The sequence below is a fragment of the Methylobacterium sp. D54C genome, from assembly GCF_053345595.1.
This window is the reverse complement of the sequence record NZ_JBKFAK010000012.1, coordinates 1-15,580: the sequence shown is the minus strand read 5'-3', so window position 1 is coordinate 15,580 and position 15,580 is coordinate 1. Positions and strand designations below refer to the sequence as shown.

At 58.0% G+C, this 15,580-nt stretch carries 15 protein-coding genes and 2 pseudogenes; 14 read left to right on the top strand and 3 right to left on the bottom strand.

What is annotated here, in order from left to right:
- Nucleotides 1-202: 202 nt before the first annotated feature.
- Nucleotides 203-895, top strand: coding sequence for a class I SAM-dependent methyltransferase (locus ACLBYB_RS20810; protein WP_447699920.1), 693 nt, complete (start codon nt 203-205; stop codon nt 893-895).
- Nucleotides 896-1,195: 300 nt separating this feature from the next.
- On the opposite strand, the pseudogene ACLBYB_RS20805 reads toward ACLBYB_RS20810, so the two are convergent.
- A pseudogene (locus tag ACLBYB_RS20805) lies at nt 1,196-1,806 on the bottom strand (IS5 family transposase); the annotation flags it as partial.
- Nucleotides 1,807-1,835: 29 nt separating this feature from the next.
- The gene (locus tag ACLBYB_RS20800; RefSeq protein ID WP_447699919.1) at nt 1,836-2,780 is read right to left on the bottom strand and encodes a glycoside hydrolase family 16 protein; all 945 of its coding nucleotides are present in this window, start codon (nt 2,778-2,780) and stop codon (nt 1,836-1,838) included.
- 433 nt (nt 2,781-3,213) lie between these two features.
- Between ACLBYB_RS20800 and ACLBYB_RS20795 the strand changes: the two genes are divergently transcribed.
- From ACLBYB_RS20795 to ACLBYB_RS20735, 13 genes and pseudogenes are all read left to right on the top strand, one after another.
- A complete protein-coding gene (locus ACLBYB_RS20795; RefSeq protein ID WP_447699918.1) occupies nt 3,214-3,528 on the top strand; it encodes an ATP-binding protein in 315 nt (104 codons plus the stop codon).
- Nucleotides 3,529-3,844: 316 nt separating this feature from the next.
- Nucleotides 3,845-4,897 carry a glycosyltransferase family 2 protein gene (locus ACLBYB_RS20790; RefSeq protein WP_447699917.1) on the top strand — a complete coding sequence of 351 codons (1,053 nt, stop codon included), beginning with the start codon at nt 3,845-3,847 and terminating at the stop codon, nt 4,895-4,897.
- 82 nt (nt 4,898-4,979) lie between these two features.
- A pseudogene (locus tag ACLBYB_RS20785) lies at nt 4,980-5,782 on the top strand (IS5 family transposase).
- Nucleotides 5,783-6,081: 299 nt separating this feature from the next.
- Nucleotides 6,082-6,522 carry a hypothetical protein gene (locus ACLBYB_RS20780; RefSeq protein ID WP_447699916.1) on the top strand — a complete coding sequence of 147 codons (441 nt, stop codon included), beginning with the start codon at nt 6,082-6,084 and terminating at the stop codon, nt 6,520-6,522.
- Nucleotides 6,519-7,793 (top strand): relaxase/mobilization nuclease domain-containing protein, encoded by a 1,275-nt coding sequence (locus ACLBYB_RS20775; protein ID WP_447699915.1) that lies wholly within the window; start codon nt 6,519-6,521, stop codon nt 7,791-7,793. The genes ACLBYB_RS20780 and ACLBYB_RS20775 overlap by 4 nt, the downstream gene beginning before the upstream one ends.
- Nucleotides 7,794-7,816: 23 nt before the next feature.
- Nucleotides 7,817-8,350, top strand: coding sequence for a hypothetical protein (locus tag ACLBYB_RS20770; RefSeq protein WP_447699914.1), 534 nt, complete (start codon nt 7,817-7,819; stop codon nt 8,348-8,350).
- A complete protein-coding gene (locus ACLBYB_RS20765; RefSeq protein ID WP_447699913.1) occupies nt 8,347-8,577 on the top strand; it encodes a hypothetical protein in 231 nt (76 codons plus the stop codon). The genes ACLBYB_RS20770 and ACLBYB_RS20765 overlap by 4 nt, the downstream gene beginning before the upstream one ends.
- Nucleotides 8,574-9,935: a type IV secretory system conjugative DNA transfer family protein gene (locus tag ACLBYB_RS20760; RefSeq protein WP_447699912.1), complete on the top strand. Its 1,362-nt coding sequence runs from the start codon at nt 8,574-8,576 to the stop codon at nt 9,933-9,935. Before ACLBYB_RS20765 ends, ACLBYB_RS20760 begins: the two co-directional genes overlap by 4 nt.
- Before the next feature lie 182 nt (nt 9,936-10,117).
- Nucleotides 10,118-11,089, top strand: coding sequence for an ABC-three component system protein (locus ACLBYB_RS20755; RefSeq protein WP_447699911.1), 972 nt, complete (start codon nt 10,118-10,120; stop codon nt 11,087-11,089).
- A complete protein-coding gene (locus tag ACLBYB_RS20750) occupies nt 11,086-11,577 on the top strand; it encodes an ABC-three component system middle component 2 (protein WP_447699910.1) in 492 nt (163 codons plus the stop codon). Before ACLBYB_RS20755 ends, ACLBYB_RS20750 begins: the two co-directional genes overlap by 4 nt.
- The gene (locus tag ACLBYB_RS20745; RefSeq protein WP_447699909.1) at nt 11,574-13,409 is read left to right on the top strand and encodes a hypothetical protein; all 1,836 of its coding nucleotides are present in this window, start codon (nt 11,574-11,576) and stop codon (nt 13,407-13,409) included. Before ACLBYB_RS20750 ends, ACLBYB_RS20745 begins: the two co-directional genes overlap by 4 nt.
- A gap of 61 nt (nt 13,410-13,470) precedes the next feature.
- The gene (locus ACLBYB_RS20740; protein ID WP_447699908.1) at nt 13,471-14,424 is read left to right on the top strand and encodes a hypothetical protein; all 954 of its coding nucleotides are present in this window, start codon (nt 13,471-13,473) and stop codon (nt 14,422-14,424) included.
- The gene (locus tag ACLBYB_RS20735; RefSeq protein ID WP_447699907.1) at nt 14,417-14,893 is read left to right on the top strand and encodes a hypothetical protein; all 477 of its coding nucleotides are present in this window, start codon (nt 14,417-14,419) and stop codon (nt 14,891-14,893) included. The genes ACLBYB_RS20740 and ACLBYB_RS20735 overlap by 8 nt, the downstream gene beginning before the upstream one ends.
- Before the next feature lie 573 nt (nt 14,894-15,466).
- Here the strand turns inward: ACLBYB_RS20735 and ACLBYB_RS20730 are convergent.
- A partial coding sequence (locus ACLBYB_RS20730) for a transposase domain-containing protein (protein ID WP_447699984.1) occupies nt 15,467-15,580 on the bottom strand: 114 nt, incomplete at its 5' end.

Here is a 15,580-nt window from a genome sequence, read left to right as displayed (position 1 = left end):
GCGCCATTTTCCGAGACCTTCATGTCCCTTTTACGCCGAACCCCGCTTCTCGATGGTGATAAGGTGCGATCCCTTTCGTAGCATGCTCGCATCATTTTCGATTCTACGATCGCGAATATTCAGCGGATCGGCGAGTTATCCCGACTGAGGGCGTCCGAGGAAAGTTACGATACGCCTGCCATGGCCTAGTGGAGTAACCGCCGTGCTTGAGATCTATAAAAACTCGATTTACGCTGAAAATAATCCCGACTGGCACGAAGCGGACGCACCGTGGAAGGCGGCGCAGATTGGGAACATAATCAGAAAAAACGGAATCCGCTTTGAGAATATCTGCGAAGTCGGGTGCGGGACCGGCGACGTCATCTTAAATCTTGAGCATATGTTCGATCACTCGCGAGGGTACGGATACGAGATTTCGCCGCACGCGTACTGGCGCGCCAAGGATAAGGAAACGGCGCGCACGAAATTTTACCTGGACGACGTCTTCGACGCACCTGGCGCGCCCTTCGATGTACTGCTTGCTATCGACGTCATCGAGCATGTCGAGGATTACATCAGCTTCGCGAAGCAGCTCCGACCGCTCGCAAAGGTCAAGATTTTCCATATTCCCCTCGATCTTTCGGTCCAATCACTGCTCCGCAGCAACCCGATCTTGCACCTCCGGTCCAGCGTCGGTCACCTCCATTATTTCTTCAAGGACACCGCACTCGCCACTCTGCGTGACTGCGGATACAATGTGATTGATTATTGTTATACGGCAAGTCGCATCGAACTTCCGAATCAAGCTTTGTCTAGCCGTCTGATGAGTGTTCCGCGTCGGGCGCTGTTCGCATTGAGCAAGGATCTGACCGTCAGAGTGCTCGGAGGTTACTCACTCCTGGTGCTTGCCGAATAATCTCGAGCACGTTCCGAGAAGCCGTGCACGCGGTCGCTTAGTCCCACGCTGTCCACGATCCACTGTTGCTCGAATCGGCTCTCGCGGCGAAGCGTTGGAGAGGCGTTGTCTCCCCTTCTCCGCCGAACCCGGATGGACAGGCGAGGCAGCAGCCAGGCCGACTGCTCTGCTCTTCCCGGCCTGCGGGCCAGGAGACGGGACAGGCCTATCACGTCGCAACGCGGCACGATCGCCTCGATGCCCGCACGCGTCCTCGCCTGCATCACCAGCGTGACGTGCGCCTCTAGAATCTGAACTCGATCAGCACCGGAACGCGACGACGGCGGCCAAAGCCAGGGTTGAAGCGTAGGCGCGGGCGAGCTTGTCGTTGCGGGTGGCGATGCGACGAAAGTCATTGAGTCAGTTGAAAGCTGCCTCGATGCGCCAGCGGTCTTGATAGCGGGGCTTGTCATGACGGATCCGGCGCATGCGACCGCGTTTAGCCGGAATGACGGGCGTGATGCCGTTCCCGCGCAGGTCGGTGCGCAGCCAATCAGCATCGTGGCCCTTGTCGGCACTCAGGCGGCGGATCCGGCCGGGCGCCTCGGCCAACACCGCTAGGGCGGCTGTTACGTCACTAGCGTTGCCCGGCGTCAGCAGGCGAACGCCGGGCCGACCGAGGACAACGGTGAGCGCGTGGATCTTGGTCGTCTGACCGCCGCGCGACGGGCCGATGGCCTGTGCCCTCGCCCCTCCTTCCCACCATGGGCAGACCGGTGAGCCCGGACGTAGCTGCTGTCGAGCGCGGCTGCATCGCCGGACCACCCGGCCTTGGCCAACGCGGCCAGCATCGCCCTCCGGAAGCCGCGCCGCGACCAGCGATTGAAGCGGTTGTAGACCGTGGTGCGTGGGCCATTCGCAGCCGGGCAGTCGCGCCCCGGCGCGGGGACATGATGTCAAACTAACTGTAGACGCGGAAATAATCGACCTGCATATGGACCAGCTTCTGAGCTTCGGTCAGCTGCGGCACCTGAACGTCTGTCCGCAGAGCGAGTGTGAGCAGCGGCCAGAAGACATCCCCCGTCTTCGCCATCTCGGAGGCGCGCGTCAATGTCCAGATGTTGACCTGTTTGGTTGCTGGATTGATGACAGGCTTGCGTTCAAAGTAGGGGATGCATTTTCCATCCTGAATCAGGACCCCGTAGCGGCAATATTGCTGAGTCATATCAACCGGTGTCGGAACACCGCTGCCCTCATTATGCTCGTCAGGCTGGCCCCACTCATGCAGATAAACGCCGTAGAGATTGGGCTCGAAACCCTTCTGCTCGACAATATCGACCTCTATACTTCTATTTTTATTTGATATACCGTCCCGATTGAGCAACCAGAACGCGGGCCAAGTCAGAGGGTGTTTTGGAAATTTCATTCTGGCCTCGAAATAGCCTCGCGCCCATCCGACGGAGACAACCCCGCTCCGACTCCCGGCCTGCAGGTTTCCCGAGATCCATTGATAGTCGGATATATCGTTTCCGTAATAATTTATGACGGACATTTTCCGTCCGATATACTTTGCTGATATTTGAAGAGCAGTGCCACCCGTGGCCTCCGCGTCCTCGATGATCTCGTATGGTTTGAAACCTTCTGCTCCGGAGAGGGGCGCGAACGCGGAGCGGCCGTAGTATCCGGAAGGTCCGGTCGTCGCCTTCGGACCGCCGTTCCAGATCCGTCCGTTAATCTCCTTGAAGGGCTCATCGAAAACGAGCGTTCGCCCCTGTGTCGGGTCTGCAGTCACATTGGTCGCCGCGCTGGCGCGACCGATTCCGATCAGGGATGCCGTCGTCCAGACTGGCAGTTCTCGAAGACCGAGTTTCAGGAAATCTCGGCGGGCCCACTCGGACTTCATCATTTGCGGCGTTCCAAATCGCGAGGCGATTACTGATTTCTCATCCTACCCAAGAGATAGCCTTCGCCTCAAGGCTTTACCCCGAACAGCTCCGGACCCTCGATGTGGACGGCGGATCACGCGCGCGAAAGCCGAGCTCGAACGTCCGCCGGCCCAGCGGTCCGGGTTTGCAGCGCCAGAGTTTGTCCGTCACCACCATCGCCCTGCAGTTCAACGTCGACCGCAAGACGGCCCGTAAGGACATCGCCCACGGCCTCAAGCCACCAGCCTACAAACCGCGCCAACCCCGCGAGCATCATCCTGATCCCTTCGAGGCCTATCTGCGCGAGCGCGTTGCCGCCCATTCTACGCTGACTAGTTCCCGGCTCCGACGGGCGATCAGGGAGCGCGGCGCTCACCGGAGAACTTCACGGCCGTCGGTCGCCGCCCGCCGGAGGTGCCGGGCGGGCGCAATCTGTTCTTCCAACTCGTCAGCGCGCGCAACGAGCGCGGCGCGATGATTCAGATCTCGAACCGCGGCTTTGCCCGATGGGGCGAAGTGTTCGACGCCCCTGTCGCGGCCACCCCGCCCGTCGACCGTCTGCTGCATCATGTGTCGTGGCGCAACGAGTGGGCGAGCCACCCGCTGTGTCAGCATGGTGATCTGGCGCCTGACTACATGCGCTCGAGGCCGCCCATCACACCGCCACCAGCCTCGAAGCGACGAGGTCGACCGCTCTTGCGACGCGATCCTGAAGTTCGCCACAGCTGATCAGGCTGAAGTGGCTATTTTCCCTTCGGCGGATCTGCGGATGCTGCACCCGTCATTGACAAGACCGCGTCGGATCGCGAAAGTCACCCTGCGAAGCTCAGACTGGAACGACTCAGGTGGCCGCTTGAGCCTGGTTTCGACTGCGGAATAAATCGCCGCGCGAGACGTTTGAGGCAGTATCGGCCTCTCGCAGCACTTCACGGTCGACGCATCTCAGATTTGATCGGACAGAGACCTTACCTAGACGCTCAAGAAAGCTGCGAGGCCGGCAGATCATCGAAGCAATTAGCCACACTATACTCTCAGCGGGAAACTCATGTCCTCAATCTCGAAAGCTGAGAAGAGTATATCAGGCCCGACGTATCCCGTCCTGGCGATCATCATCAATTGCTTCAACTACGAAAGATACGTTCACTGTGCGATTCAGAGCGCCGTCTCACAGAACAATCGATCTTGCGAGATAGTCGTCGTCGATGACGGATCGACCGATCGGTCCTGGACGGTCATCCAGTCGAGCGGAGTGCGAGCCTTTCACAAAACGAACGGAGGACAGGTCAGCGCCTGCCTTCTGGGACTTGATAAAACTGTCGCCCCGTTCGTCTTATTCCTCGATGCGGACGATCAACTCTTGCCGAATTCGCTCGCGGTCATCATAAGCGCGCTCGATGCGGACATCGCGAAGCTGCAATTTCCTCTGACTCGGATCGACGAGGCCGGATCGATGATCGCACCCGCCTTCCCGTCCTTGCTGGAAGGACGGGAACGCGACCGCTTCAAGAAGTTCGTGAATGAAGCGGGAACCTATGTGTCCCCTCCCACCTCGGGAAACGTCTTCCGGAGGGATGTCTGCGAGTTGCTGCGGGAGGCCACTTACGACTCGGCCGTCGACGGGGTCATCCTGTCAGCAGCCCCCTTCTTCGGGGACATCGTCAGCCTGAAACGGCCGCTCGGATGCTATCGGATCCATGGGGAGAACAAATCCGGAGTCGGGAGCATGCTCTCGCTCTCTCTGCTGGAGCTACACAAACGGCGCTTCAGCGACCGCGTGCTGCATCTCAAATCGGCCTTGCGGCAGCGAGGTCTGGTCGACAGCGTCCAGCCTCCGAACCAGATGTACTTCCACAACATCTACGAGATCACTCACGACATCCTGTCCGGAAAGAGGGTGTCCGTGAAGAAGGCCTTATGTGCGGTTGGCCGGTTTCCATCTTGGTATAGCCCGCTCAGACGGGTGGCGACCGCTTCGGCGATCATGATGGCGATCGTTTTACCGAACACCATCAATGCGCGCTTCATCAACTCGTGGCGCTTTCACTTGGTCCGGCTGCTCGCGTCGCTGAAGCGACGTCCGGCGTCGGGCGTAGCGTAGCGTTCCGATGTCCGCCGGATCTTGACCTGACCGGCTGACTTTAGAGCCTCTAGCAAAACTGGGGTTGGCGCGTTGGGAGGAGATGGCGAGACCGCTCCTTCCCATGGCGTGCGGGCCGAGATCGCACCGCTGCTTCCGCCTGATCGGGCCAAGCCGAAGGGCTGTCGGCCTCGGACCTCTGACCGCGCGGCGCTGACGGGGATCCTGTTCGTGCTGCGCTCAGGTACGCCGTGGGAGTTGCTGCCTCGGGAGATGGCTGCAGTTCGGGCATGACCTGCTGGCGGCGTCTGCGGGATTGGAAGAGGGCCGGAGTGAGAGATCGCCTGCAACACGCCCTTCTCGACCGGCTCGGCCGCCAGAACGGCATCGACTTCAGTCGAGCTTCCCTCGACAACGCCTCGGTCGCCGCAAACGAAGGGGCGCGGCGACAGGCCCGAACCCGACCGATCGGGATAAGCCGGGCACAAAGCGCCACGTCCGCACCGACGCGAAGGGCATCCCCTCGCGCTGAAGCTGACGGGTGCCAACGTTCACGAGAGCCGACCTCTAGAGGCGGTCGTGGATGCCGTCCCGCCGATCTGTTCATACTGGGCACGGCCACGCAGGCGGCCATCGCAGCTGCACGCCGATAGGGCCTACGACCACCGCCGCTGTCGTCAGGCGCTGACCCGCCGCCGCATCCAGCGCCACATCGCCCGGCGCGGGATCGCGAGCAGCCAGCGGCTGAAACGTCGCAGGTGGGTCGTCGAGCGCACCCTGGCGTGGTTCGCCCAGTTCCGCCGCCTCGCCATCCGCTACGAGCGACGCAGCGGCATCCATCTCGCTTTCCCGACGCTGGCCGCTGCCCCCATCGTCTGGCGTTTCATCAAACGATGGTTTTGTTAGGCGCTTCAAGGACCGCCTTGGCGTTCATCGCAAGTCGTTGAAGTCTTTGGAGTACCGTCTGGACCGAGGATCGCCGCGCAGTACTCAAATTAACCTTCGCCGGCCAACCTCGTTACAGGCACGGCAAAGGATTTGGAACCGCAAACTGACCCTCCATTCAAGGTCTTAGCGAATGTTTATAGCGGTGAAATAGGAATGGCGCGCCCTGACGGCGGGTTTTCGAACGAATTGCTCGAAACGCTGGCCGAATGGAGCACCACCCTTGAGCACCGGAAGTCGCATGATTTGCCGGTGCCGCCATGTCCCTAAGCGGCGCGTTCGACACCCAGGCAGCGGCCAAGCTAACCACCAAGCGCAAGCGCGCGAAGCGGGAAAAGCCTCCTTCCCCGTTCAGCCTCCGGCTGAGTGCCGAGGAGCGCGCCCGCCTGGCTGCTGAGGCCGCGGGCGCTCCGCTCGGCACCTACGTCAAAGCCAAGCTGCTGGGGCAACCGGTCCCGGCGCGGGTACGAAAAAGCGGCATCTCGATCGCCGATAGAAGGGCGCTGGCGCAGCTGATTGCCCTACTCGGGCGCTCACGTGTGTTCAGCAATCTGAACCAGCTCGCCCATGCGGCGAACACCGGCTCGCTACCGGTGACGCCAGACACAGAGGCAGCGCTCGCCCAGGCACTCGCTGACCTCCACGAAATCCGTGCGCTGCTGCTCACCAGCCTCGGCCTCAAGCCGGAGGCGCAGCCATGATCCTCAAAGGCTCGCAGCGCGGCGGCGGACAGGACCTTGCCGCCCACCTTCTGCGTACCGACGACAACGAGCATGTGCGCGTCCACGAGTTGCGCGAGTTCGCATCTGACAATCTGCGCGGCGCGTTCAAGGAAGCCGAAGCGATCAGCCGCGGCACCAAATGCCGCCAGTATCTTTTCTCGTTGTCATTCAGTCCGCCCGAGAGCGCGCGGGTCAGTGAAGCGGAATTCGTCAAAGCGATTGACGAGGCTGAGAAGCGGCTAGGCTTGGATGGCCAGCCGCGGGCGGTTGTCTTCCACGAAAAGGAAGGGCGCTTGCACGCGCATGGCGTTTGGAGCCGGATCGACGCCGCGACAATGACGGCGCGCCCGGTGCCGTTCTTCAAGAACAAGCTCGTAGCCCTCTCCCGCGATCTCTATCTCGACCATGGCTGGGATATGCCGCGCGGGATCGCTCAGGCGGGGATGCGCGATCCCAAAAACTTCACGCTTGGCGAATGGCAGCAGGCGAAGCGCCACGGCAAGGACCCGCGCTGGCTCAAGGCGGCAGTACAATCCTGCTGGCAGGCATCTGATAGCGGAGCCGCATTCTCCAGCGCGCTTGAAGAGCATGGCTGCTTTCTCGCCCGTGGCGACCGACGTGGTCATGTCATCATCGATCATGACGGCGAGGTTCATTCGCTTTCGCGCGTCCTCGGCCTCAAGACCAAGGATCTGAAAGCTCGGCTCGGCGATGGGGAGGCGCTGCCGTCCGTCGAGGCGACGAGGCAGACGGTCGGCGAGCGAATGACGCCCGCGCTCAAGCGTCATGTCGCAGAGAGCCGCGAGAAGTTCGGGAAGCCATCGGCGCTGCTTGGCGATGCTAAGGCGCAGATGACGCTCCGCCACCGTGATGGACGCGGCAAGCTTGAGCACGATCAGAAGCTCACCTGGGATGCTGAAACGAAGGTCCGTGCAGCACGACTGCCAAAGGGCCTCGTCGGCATCTGGCACCGTATCACCGGCAAATATCAGGAAGTGCGTGCCCAGAACGAGGCCGAAGCCAAGGCCAGCCGCGAGCGGCAGGCCGAAGAGCGTCAGCGTCTGATCGATCGTCAGCGAGACGAGCGCGCCCGCCTCCAGGTGATGTTCAAAGAATTACGCAAGCGCCAAGCCGAAGAGCTGCTCGAACTGCGTCGCGAGCTTGGGCGCTTCTTCAAATTCTCCCGCGGCCTTGATTCGGGTCCAGCCCAAAAGCGCGAGATTTCACTCGGGCTGAGACTGAATCGCTAGCTATCCAATAACGGAGAGCGGTCATGCAAAACGACAAGGACAACGGAGCCATGCTTGGATTTGCTCTGATTATCACAATGGCAACCTTCTTGTTCGCCTTCGTCTTTGCAATCGTCACCTTTCTCTCGATCATCATGACCGGTGTTTGCCTACTGGCCTGGAACAAACCCGTCACGCTCTTCGGGCAAACTATCACGCCGCAGGAGGCTCACGAGTTTGTCGCGCGCGGCTTACTGGGCGCAGCCCTTGCTCCCTGCTTTGCGCTATTCGCCTCCGGTCTGTTCGGTTTTCAGATCAGGCAGGACTACTGGCTCTTCTTTGTTTTTGGCGGCTACGCGTTCGGGTCGCTCGTTGTCGGCTACCATATCGAGAAGGCCAAGGCAGAAGCCGCGCAGCAAGCCGCGGCGATGCAGGCGCTTCTGCCACCTAAGCAACCGGCACGGCCTGTTCGCACGATCGAGGCCCAACCTTCGGTCACGCCTGTGTCGGACGAGCAGCCTCAGCCCCAGCCGTTCCGCTTCGCAACCTGGGATGATGAGGAGGAGCTGCGCAAATGAGCGTGCGCCAGTTCATCGAATTTCACCAGTTCCTGTTCAGCCTTGAGTCCCAGGCGGCCCAGCGGCTCGCTTGGGAGGATGCTGAGCAGGCGCGGATCGCACGAGTGCGGGCGGAGGCAATCGCCGCTGCGCGCCTTCGCGCCATGCTCGATGCGAACCCGAGCGGTCAGCTCGGGGACGCGCGGCTCAATGATCTCGAAGCTCTCAAACGCTCGGGGCTACTATGACCCTGCCCGTTCCCGCCTACCGCCACATCCGCCGCGGCATCGAGCTTGGCTTCATCAATGGCTCGCCGCTCATCTATGACGGCACAGAGCCAGTCGCGATCGACGCACAGGCCGGTAAGGGCAAGCTGACGCGCTTCCTCGGTGTGAATCTGGTCTCGCCGAGGACCGATCACCTCACCAAGATCATCACCGATCCGAAGGATGGCGAGCTGGCCTGGGTGTCTTGGGTGACGCTCAAGCGCCAGGGCTATGAAGTGCGCTTCATTAACCCCGGCAAGCTGCACGGCTATCCGTCCGAGAGCTACAACATCAACACGCGCCTGCTGGAAACGGCAGCAAACCCCGCCCTGCGCGGCACCGTCGGTGAAGCGGCCTATGACGCGGCGAGCTTTCTCGTGCCGCAGGACCCGGAAGCGAAAAACCGCTGGGTCAGTCAGGGCGTACGGACCATGTTCACGCTCTACAACAAGGTGACTGCACTCTACGCGTCCGATCGCTGGTCCTGCTCACCCGGCGGCTTGTGGGATTTTTGGGGCCGTCCGCGCGGCGAGATCGCCGAGGACCTCATGCTGTGGGCCTCCGATCGGCGAATGGAGGATGAGGCTGGCATGTGCCGCCTGATCGCTGGACTCACAGTCTCGCCCGACCAGTGGAACGCCTATGCGTCCCTCATCATCGAGCGGCTGCAAGGCTTCCAGCCAGGCATGGCAGCGCGCGAAATCACGAGACGCAATTCCTTCGATCCTACCGATATGAAGCGCCAGCGTACCGCCCTCTTCGTCATCGGCTCGGCCCGTTCTGAGACAAGCCGCACCTTCGTCGGCGCGATGACCGCGGCTGTCATTGAGCGCTTCGCAGATGCGCAAGGGCCACTCCGCGCGCTCGTGGTCGGTGAGGAATGGGGGCAGCTCTATGTCTCGAATTTTTACGAGGTGCTGACGCTCTACCGGCAAGGCGGCATCAACTTCCTCGGCGTTTTCCAGAATGCCGCGGCGCAGATCGAAACGCGGTATGGGCGTGAGACAGCGCGTATCTGGAAGAAGGCTGTTGCCCACACGCTATATCGCGGGCTACCCGACAGTGACACGCTCAAAGAAATTGAGCATCGTTCAGGGAAAACGTCGATCATGGTTCGCGGCTTCAACGTGAACTCAAACCAGGTCAACGGCTCAGGCGATAACCTCGTCGAGCAAGCGCGCCCCCTTCTTCAGGTCGAGGATATCAGGCGCGCGACGGGCGAAGAAACGGCGCTGCTCGATGCGCGAGATCAGGGCTTTTTCGTCGTTGAGACGCCAGTGTTTTGGCGAAGGCGTGAGATCAACGGATTACTGAGAGACATCAGCAGCAGGGCGCCGTGAGTAGAACGGTTACGCGGAACCCAAATAAAAAACAAAGCTTTGCATGTCCAATAACGCAATGTCCGACCGAAAATACTCAACTACCTCACCGGTTGCATAATAGCCATGGGGTTGCTACCGTAAGTGGGGGGAGCATTGTCTAAATGGCAGGAGATGTCAGATACGACCGGTTGATACTCCTCATGGACGACGACGAACTTGAAATTTTTTGTCGCGCCTGGGTTGAGAAAAAATCAGGTTACATCGAGGTCAAACGTTTCGCCGGCACAGGCGATATGGGGCGTGATGTTGTTGGATTTGCCACAGACCAGCGGCATGATGGACCATGGGACAATTACCAATGCAAGCAATACCGAAAAGGCGTCAGCCGATCTCAGGGCTTACTCGCCATCGGTAAAGTTCTGTATTGGGCATCTCGGGGGAAATTTTCAGTACCAGGCAATTTTTACTTTGTTGCACCAAAAGGGCTAGCCCGCAAACTGGAACTATTGGTCGATAGCCCAAGTGAAATGAAGAAGGCCTTGATCGAAGAATGGCTTTCCGTCTGCGCAAACTCGATAACCAAGAAAATCACCGTCCCACTGGATGCTGCATTGATAGATATTATCGACTCCTTCGATTTCAGCAACGTCCGTGTCGTCACCATCGACGACATGATCGATGATCCTGCAGTTAAACCGCTCTTGATCGAGAAATTCGGCGCGGATCCGGGGAGCTATCCAGCCGCAGCTGTCCCCCAAGACGTTCAGGCTACTGAAATGCGCTACATCGTTGAGTTAGTTGAAGCATATGGGGAACGCGCCCAAGTTCCTTTTGTCGACCATACTGCAGTTCTCGCCCACGACGAGCACGGATCTGACCTACGGAGACAACGTGAGCGCTTCTTCGAGGCAGACGCTTTTCAGAAATTCTATCGAGACAACACTTCGGTTAACATTATTTCTGGCTTTCGCAAGGACGTCCGCTTCGGCGTCGTCGATCGATGGAAGGCGTCAGCGGCTGACACTTTATCGCGTGTCGATGCGGTGATGAACCACGCGGGTACGATTACATGCGCCGGTCCACTCGCAAAATACGCTCACGTTCCCGTGAAGCAAGGCATGTGTCACCATTTTGTTAATGACGGCGAAATGTCCTGGAAGAAAAAGCCATGACGCATGTTCTAGGCACCGAACTATTCAACAGCCCACTTGAGACAGGTGTGCGAAGCGTCGTGATACTAAACTCGGCATTTCCGCGTGCGTTTGACTTAAAAGAGCTGACTTGGCTTGACCATTTAGTGGTACACACTGGTGATATTTCTGGTCCGAGAAGCTTGCATCCAACCGTCCCTCATCGGGATGGCGAGTTACTCGTGCGCAGAGCCCTCGTGGAGCAAGGCCTAATGCTGATGCGGAGCCTTCACCTTATCGAGGCAAAATATGGCGAAGCAGGAATCGTCTATGCAGCTCTCGACCAAGCTGCTCCCTTCGTGAAACTCATACGTACGGAGTACGGGAAAACGCTGAAGAGTCGCGCCACCTGGCTCGTCGCATATCTTGAAGAACGAGGCGGAGAGCACTTGCATGAAGTCATCACTGAAAAGATTGGACGGTGGTCGGTAGAGTTCCAAGGCGAAGCGAAGCCCGGTAGTCGCGCATGACATACGGGAGATGGCATATTGAGCGGCTGAGGTTTACCGGCAGAAATAACAAGGAGAGCATCCTAGGATTCGACGATGGCCTTTCTCTTGTCTATGGCGCATCAAACACGGGAAAGTCGTTCGCACTGAAGGCCCTAGATTTTATGCTCGGCGGTCAACGCGAACTTCCCAGCATCAGGGAGCGGGATCCTTACAGTAAAGTTTGGCTCGACGTAGCATTCTCGCTCGATGATCGTGTCTCATTGGAGCGCGCCATCGCAGGCGGCGCATTCAAGCTCCATAGTGGTGATGTCGAGCGAGTTCTGGCGCCCAGGCACGACGCCAATAGTCCCAACAATATATCGTCATTCTTGTTGATGAAGATGGGAGCGTCTGGCCGTAAAGTCTCTCTGGATGCATCAGGCACACACGGAAATCTCACCTTTCGAGATATCGCTCCATTAGTACTCACAAATGAGATCTCCATCCAATCTGAAAATTCGCCAGCGGAATCCGGTGACCGCGGTGATCAGACCCGAGAGCGGAATGTACTCAAATTCCTCCTCACGGGAGAGGACGATGGGGCTATTGTGCCCGTCGTAAAGCCCAAAGATTTTAGAACGGGGCGGGCCGCAAAGGCAGCAGTGCTTCAAGACATGATAGATCAGCTGAACGCCGATATATCTGAGAAGTACAGAGATCCCGACGGATTGGGGGAGCAAGACACGAAGCTGACTGAGTCCTTGCAGGAGATTGAAACGGAGCTTTCTACTGCCCGTACCTCGATAAGATCACTTCTTGACGAAAAGCGGCGACTATCGAATGAAATTTCTTTGGCGGAACGGCGTGCTGTTGAGCTGTCTTTGAGCTTGGAAAGCTTCTCCCAGCTTAGAGAGGTATACGTTAGCGATGTATCTCGGCTTCAGGCAATTGAAGAGGCAGGATTTCTGCTTGGAATCAGCGGAAAGGATGAATGCCCAGTCTGCGGCGCTCCCGCTGCAGCGCAAAGCCACTCGCACGAGCTTGCTCACATTGAGGACGTGCGCCTTGCTGCAGAGGTCGAGATTCGGAAGATTGAGCAGCAGCGCGAAGAGCTCGAAAGGACTGTAGCTGATACAGAAATCGAAGGCGAAAGGCTTGCCAGGAGCATCCGTCAGCAACGCGACGAGCTGTCAGCGGTCGAACGTAAACTGGAAAACGCGACACCGGCTGCAGATATGCAACAGCGACGCTTGAGCGACATTCTTCCTGTGCGCGATTATGTCCGTCATGGGCTCAATTTAATTGACCAGCGCGACCGACTGGTCGCGCAGAAGGAGACCATAAGCGCGTCGCGTCCGCCAAAGCGCGATACAACTATCCAGTTTGGCCTGTCAACAGAAACAGCCAAAGATTTTTCCGATACTATTTCAGATGTTTTGCTTGCATGGGGCTTTCCTGGTCAGAAACACGTCGTTTTTGATCTTAATACATATGACCTGATCATCGATGGTAAGGAGCGGCGAAATAATGGAAAGGGCGTTCGCGCCATCACCCACGCCGCCTTCAAAGTCGCTCTGATGCTCTTCTGCCGTGAGCGAAGCCTACCACACCCAGGGTTCCTCGTACTTGATACTCCGTTGCTCACCTATCGTGACCCTATGAAGAAGGCTGGCGATAGCCTTGAGCTTGATGAGCAGGAGCTTCGAAATACCGACTTAAAAGAACGATTCTTCGACCACTTGGCTAGCTTGAAACAGCATGCGCAGGTCGTTGTATTTGAGAACGTAGATCCGCCGAAATCTCTCGGCGACGCTTTGCATATTGAGACGTTTACGAACGACCCTGATGAAGGAAGACAAGGGCTGCTATAGGGTCGTCATTTGAAGCATAAACGTGATACACGACAGGATATGACAAGGAGATTATCTTCTAATGCTTGCATCAACCAAAGATGAACGGAAAGCGGTAGAGGATTACTTCTTGGGGCAATCACCCGAGGCGTCCATCGATTTTCTTCAGAAAGTTTATTCGGAAACGGTGGCTGGTCATAAACATGATGTCTGGGATGTACATTCCAGCGATGGACGGTGGTGGATTATCACGAACCCCACTAATCTCTATTCTCAAACACAATTTCCAAACTTGGATTACGCGGTCACGTTTCACATGGGGTTATGTGTTCGGATTCCGCGCACGGAAGAGAAGAACAGATCAGATCGGCATGTCATCATTTTTTCCCCAGTGCTCAATGAGTTGCATCGCCTGGACGAGTCTCTGAGTCAGGCCAAAGCTCTTCCTGATTATCAAGGTATCGGGGTGCAATGCCGGGAACTATTGCTCTCATATGTCGCCGCGGCGCAGGATCTCATACTGTGGCCTGTAGAAACGCCGCCACAGAAAGCCAATTTCCGCGCTTGGATCGATGTGATATTTGACACTGTTTTAGGTGGGAAAGCCCAGCAAGAGCGCAGACGTCTCTTTAAGTCATTATTGAATGAGGCATGGACCTTTTCCAATTGGCTAACGCATGCGAAAAGCGCGACTTGGCACGACGCGGAGGCGGCGCAAACCACTGTGGATCACGCGATCGGTTTTGGAGTTTCCCTACTACTGCGGGTCAGCCGCTTGGTGCCAGAGGAATGTCCCAAGTGTGGATCGCCGCACCTATCGCCACAAGAGTCGCGGCCTGACGAGATGCCGGGGACAGTCTGGGAACGGCCAAGCTGTGATGACTGCGAATGGACAGGCCTTCCCGTTCGCGTCGACTTGAATTCACCCAAAGTAGAGCTCATCATCAGCGAAGGCGGCGATGACACTGGGGAATGCATCATCCCAGATGCTCCTCTCAGAAAACTCCAACGTCCTGGAGTTCAGACGGATGAGTGATCCTTATAAAGATGCAACTGATCTCGCCAGGGAATTCGGGCGGTATGAATATGCGCTCAAGCGTAGCGGATTTCTTCGCTCTAATCCCTCCGCCATGGCGGATTGGAATGCCTTTGCTCGTGAGCTTGGCTCCGACTTCTTTGACGTGGTTTGTGCTTCGGGCAAAGCGGATACGCTTATCCATGAACCGCCAAGGAAATTGATGAATCAGGGCCTCAAGTGGCTCCCCGAAAATCCTGAGCCGCTTAGGAATGTCGTGGAACTGTTCGAGATCGGCGTTTGCAGGGTTAGAAACAGTCTCGTCCATGGCGAAAAATTCACTGCCTCATGCGAGCAACAACGTCAGCGTGATGAGAGGTTGGTTTCGGAAGCGCTCTTTGTACTTCGTTTGAGTGGTCCGCGAATCATTCGCGTTAAAGAGATCATAGAATTGAACAGTTCTGGCGAGAGCGACATTTCATCAAAATAAAATGTCAGATTTATCTGGATGTCAGGTTTTTGAGCTCGTTAAATATCACAGTGCCGTTCGTAGTATAATTGCGGGAGCCAGATAATGGTTAGTGTGTCTTGGTCGATGGCCGATTGTACGTCGACAATGAGGCTCAGTGCCTATCGCGGCCATAGAAAATAAGCGGCCTTCTTCCAAAAACCGGCGGTTACGTTGGTGACGCGCCCCTCCAAGGCCAATCCCTTAGTTCGATCGAGAGTGGCCATCCCTTCGTCCCGACCACGTTACCACATGATCGCTGCGCACAGTCGAAGGCAAGGGCGGCGCAGCCGGGACCGGAGCCACGCACAGTCTGCTCGTAGCAGGCGAGCATGGCGAGGACCCACCCTTTGCCGGAGCGAGCACAGCGATCAAGCTGGCTTGGTCGGTCGGTAGGCGGGCCACCGCTCCGCTGGTACGCCGCATCCAACCCCGGCGCGAGGGTTGGCCTTCCGCGAGGATCAGGGTCCAGGGGCTCGAAGGCTCCTGGTCGCGTCCAGGTGCGATGAACCTGGTGCAAGGTTCCAAGGGCGGCACACGCCGTAAGCGTCGTTCTCAGGCCACGGCTTTGAGGGGCTGCGGGGCGTAGGCCCAGGGCAGCAAGTCGTCGATATGGCTCTGCGGATGGCCGGCGACGATGCGGGTGATGACGTCGGTCAGGTAGGCCTG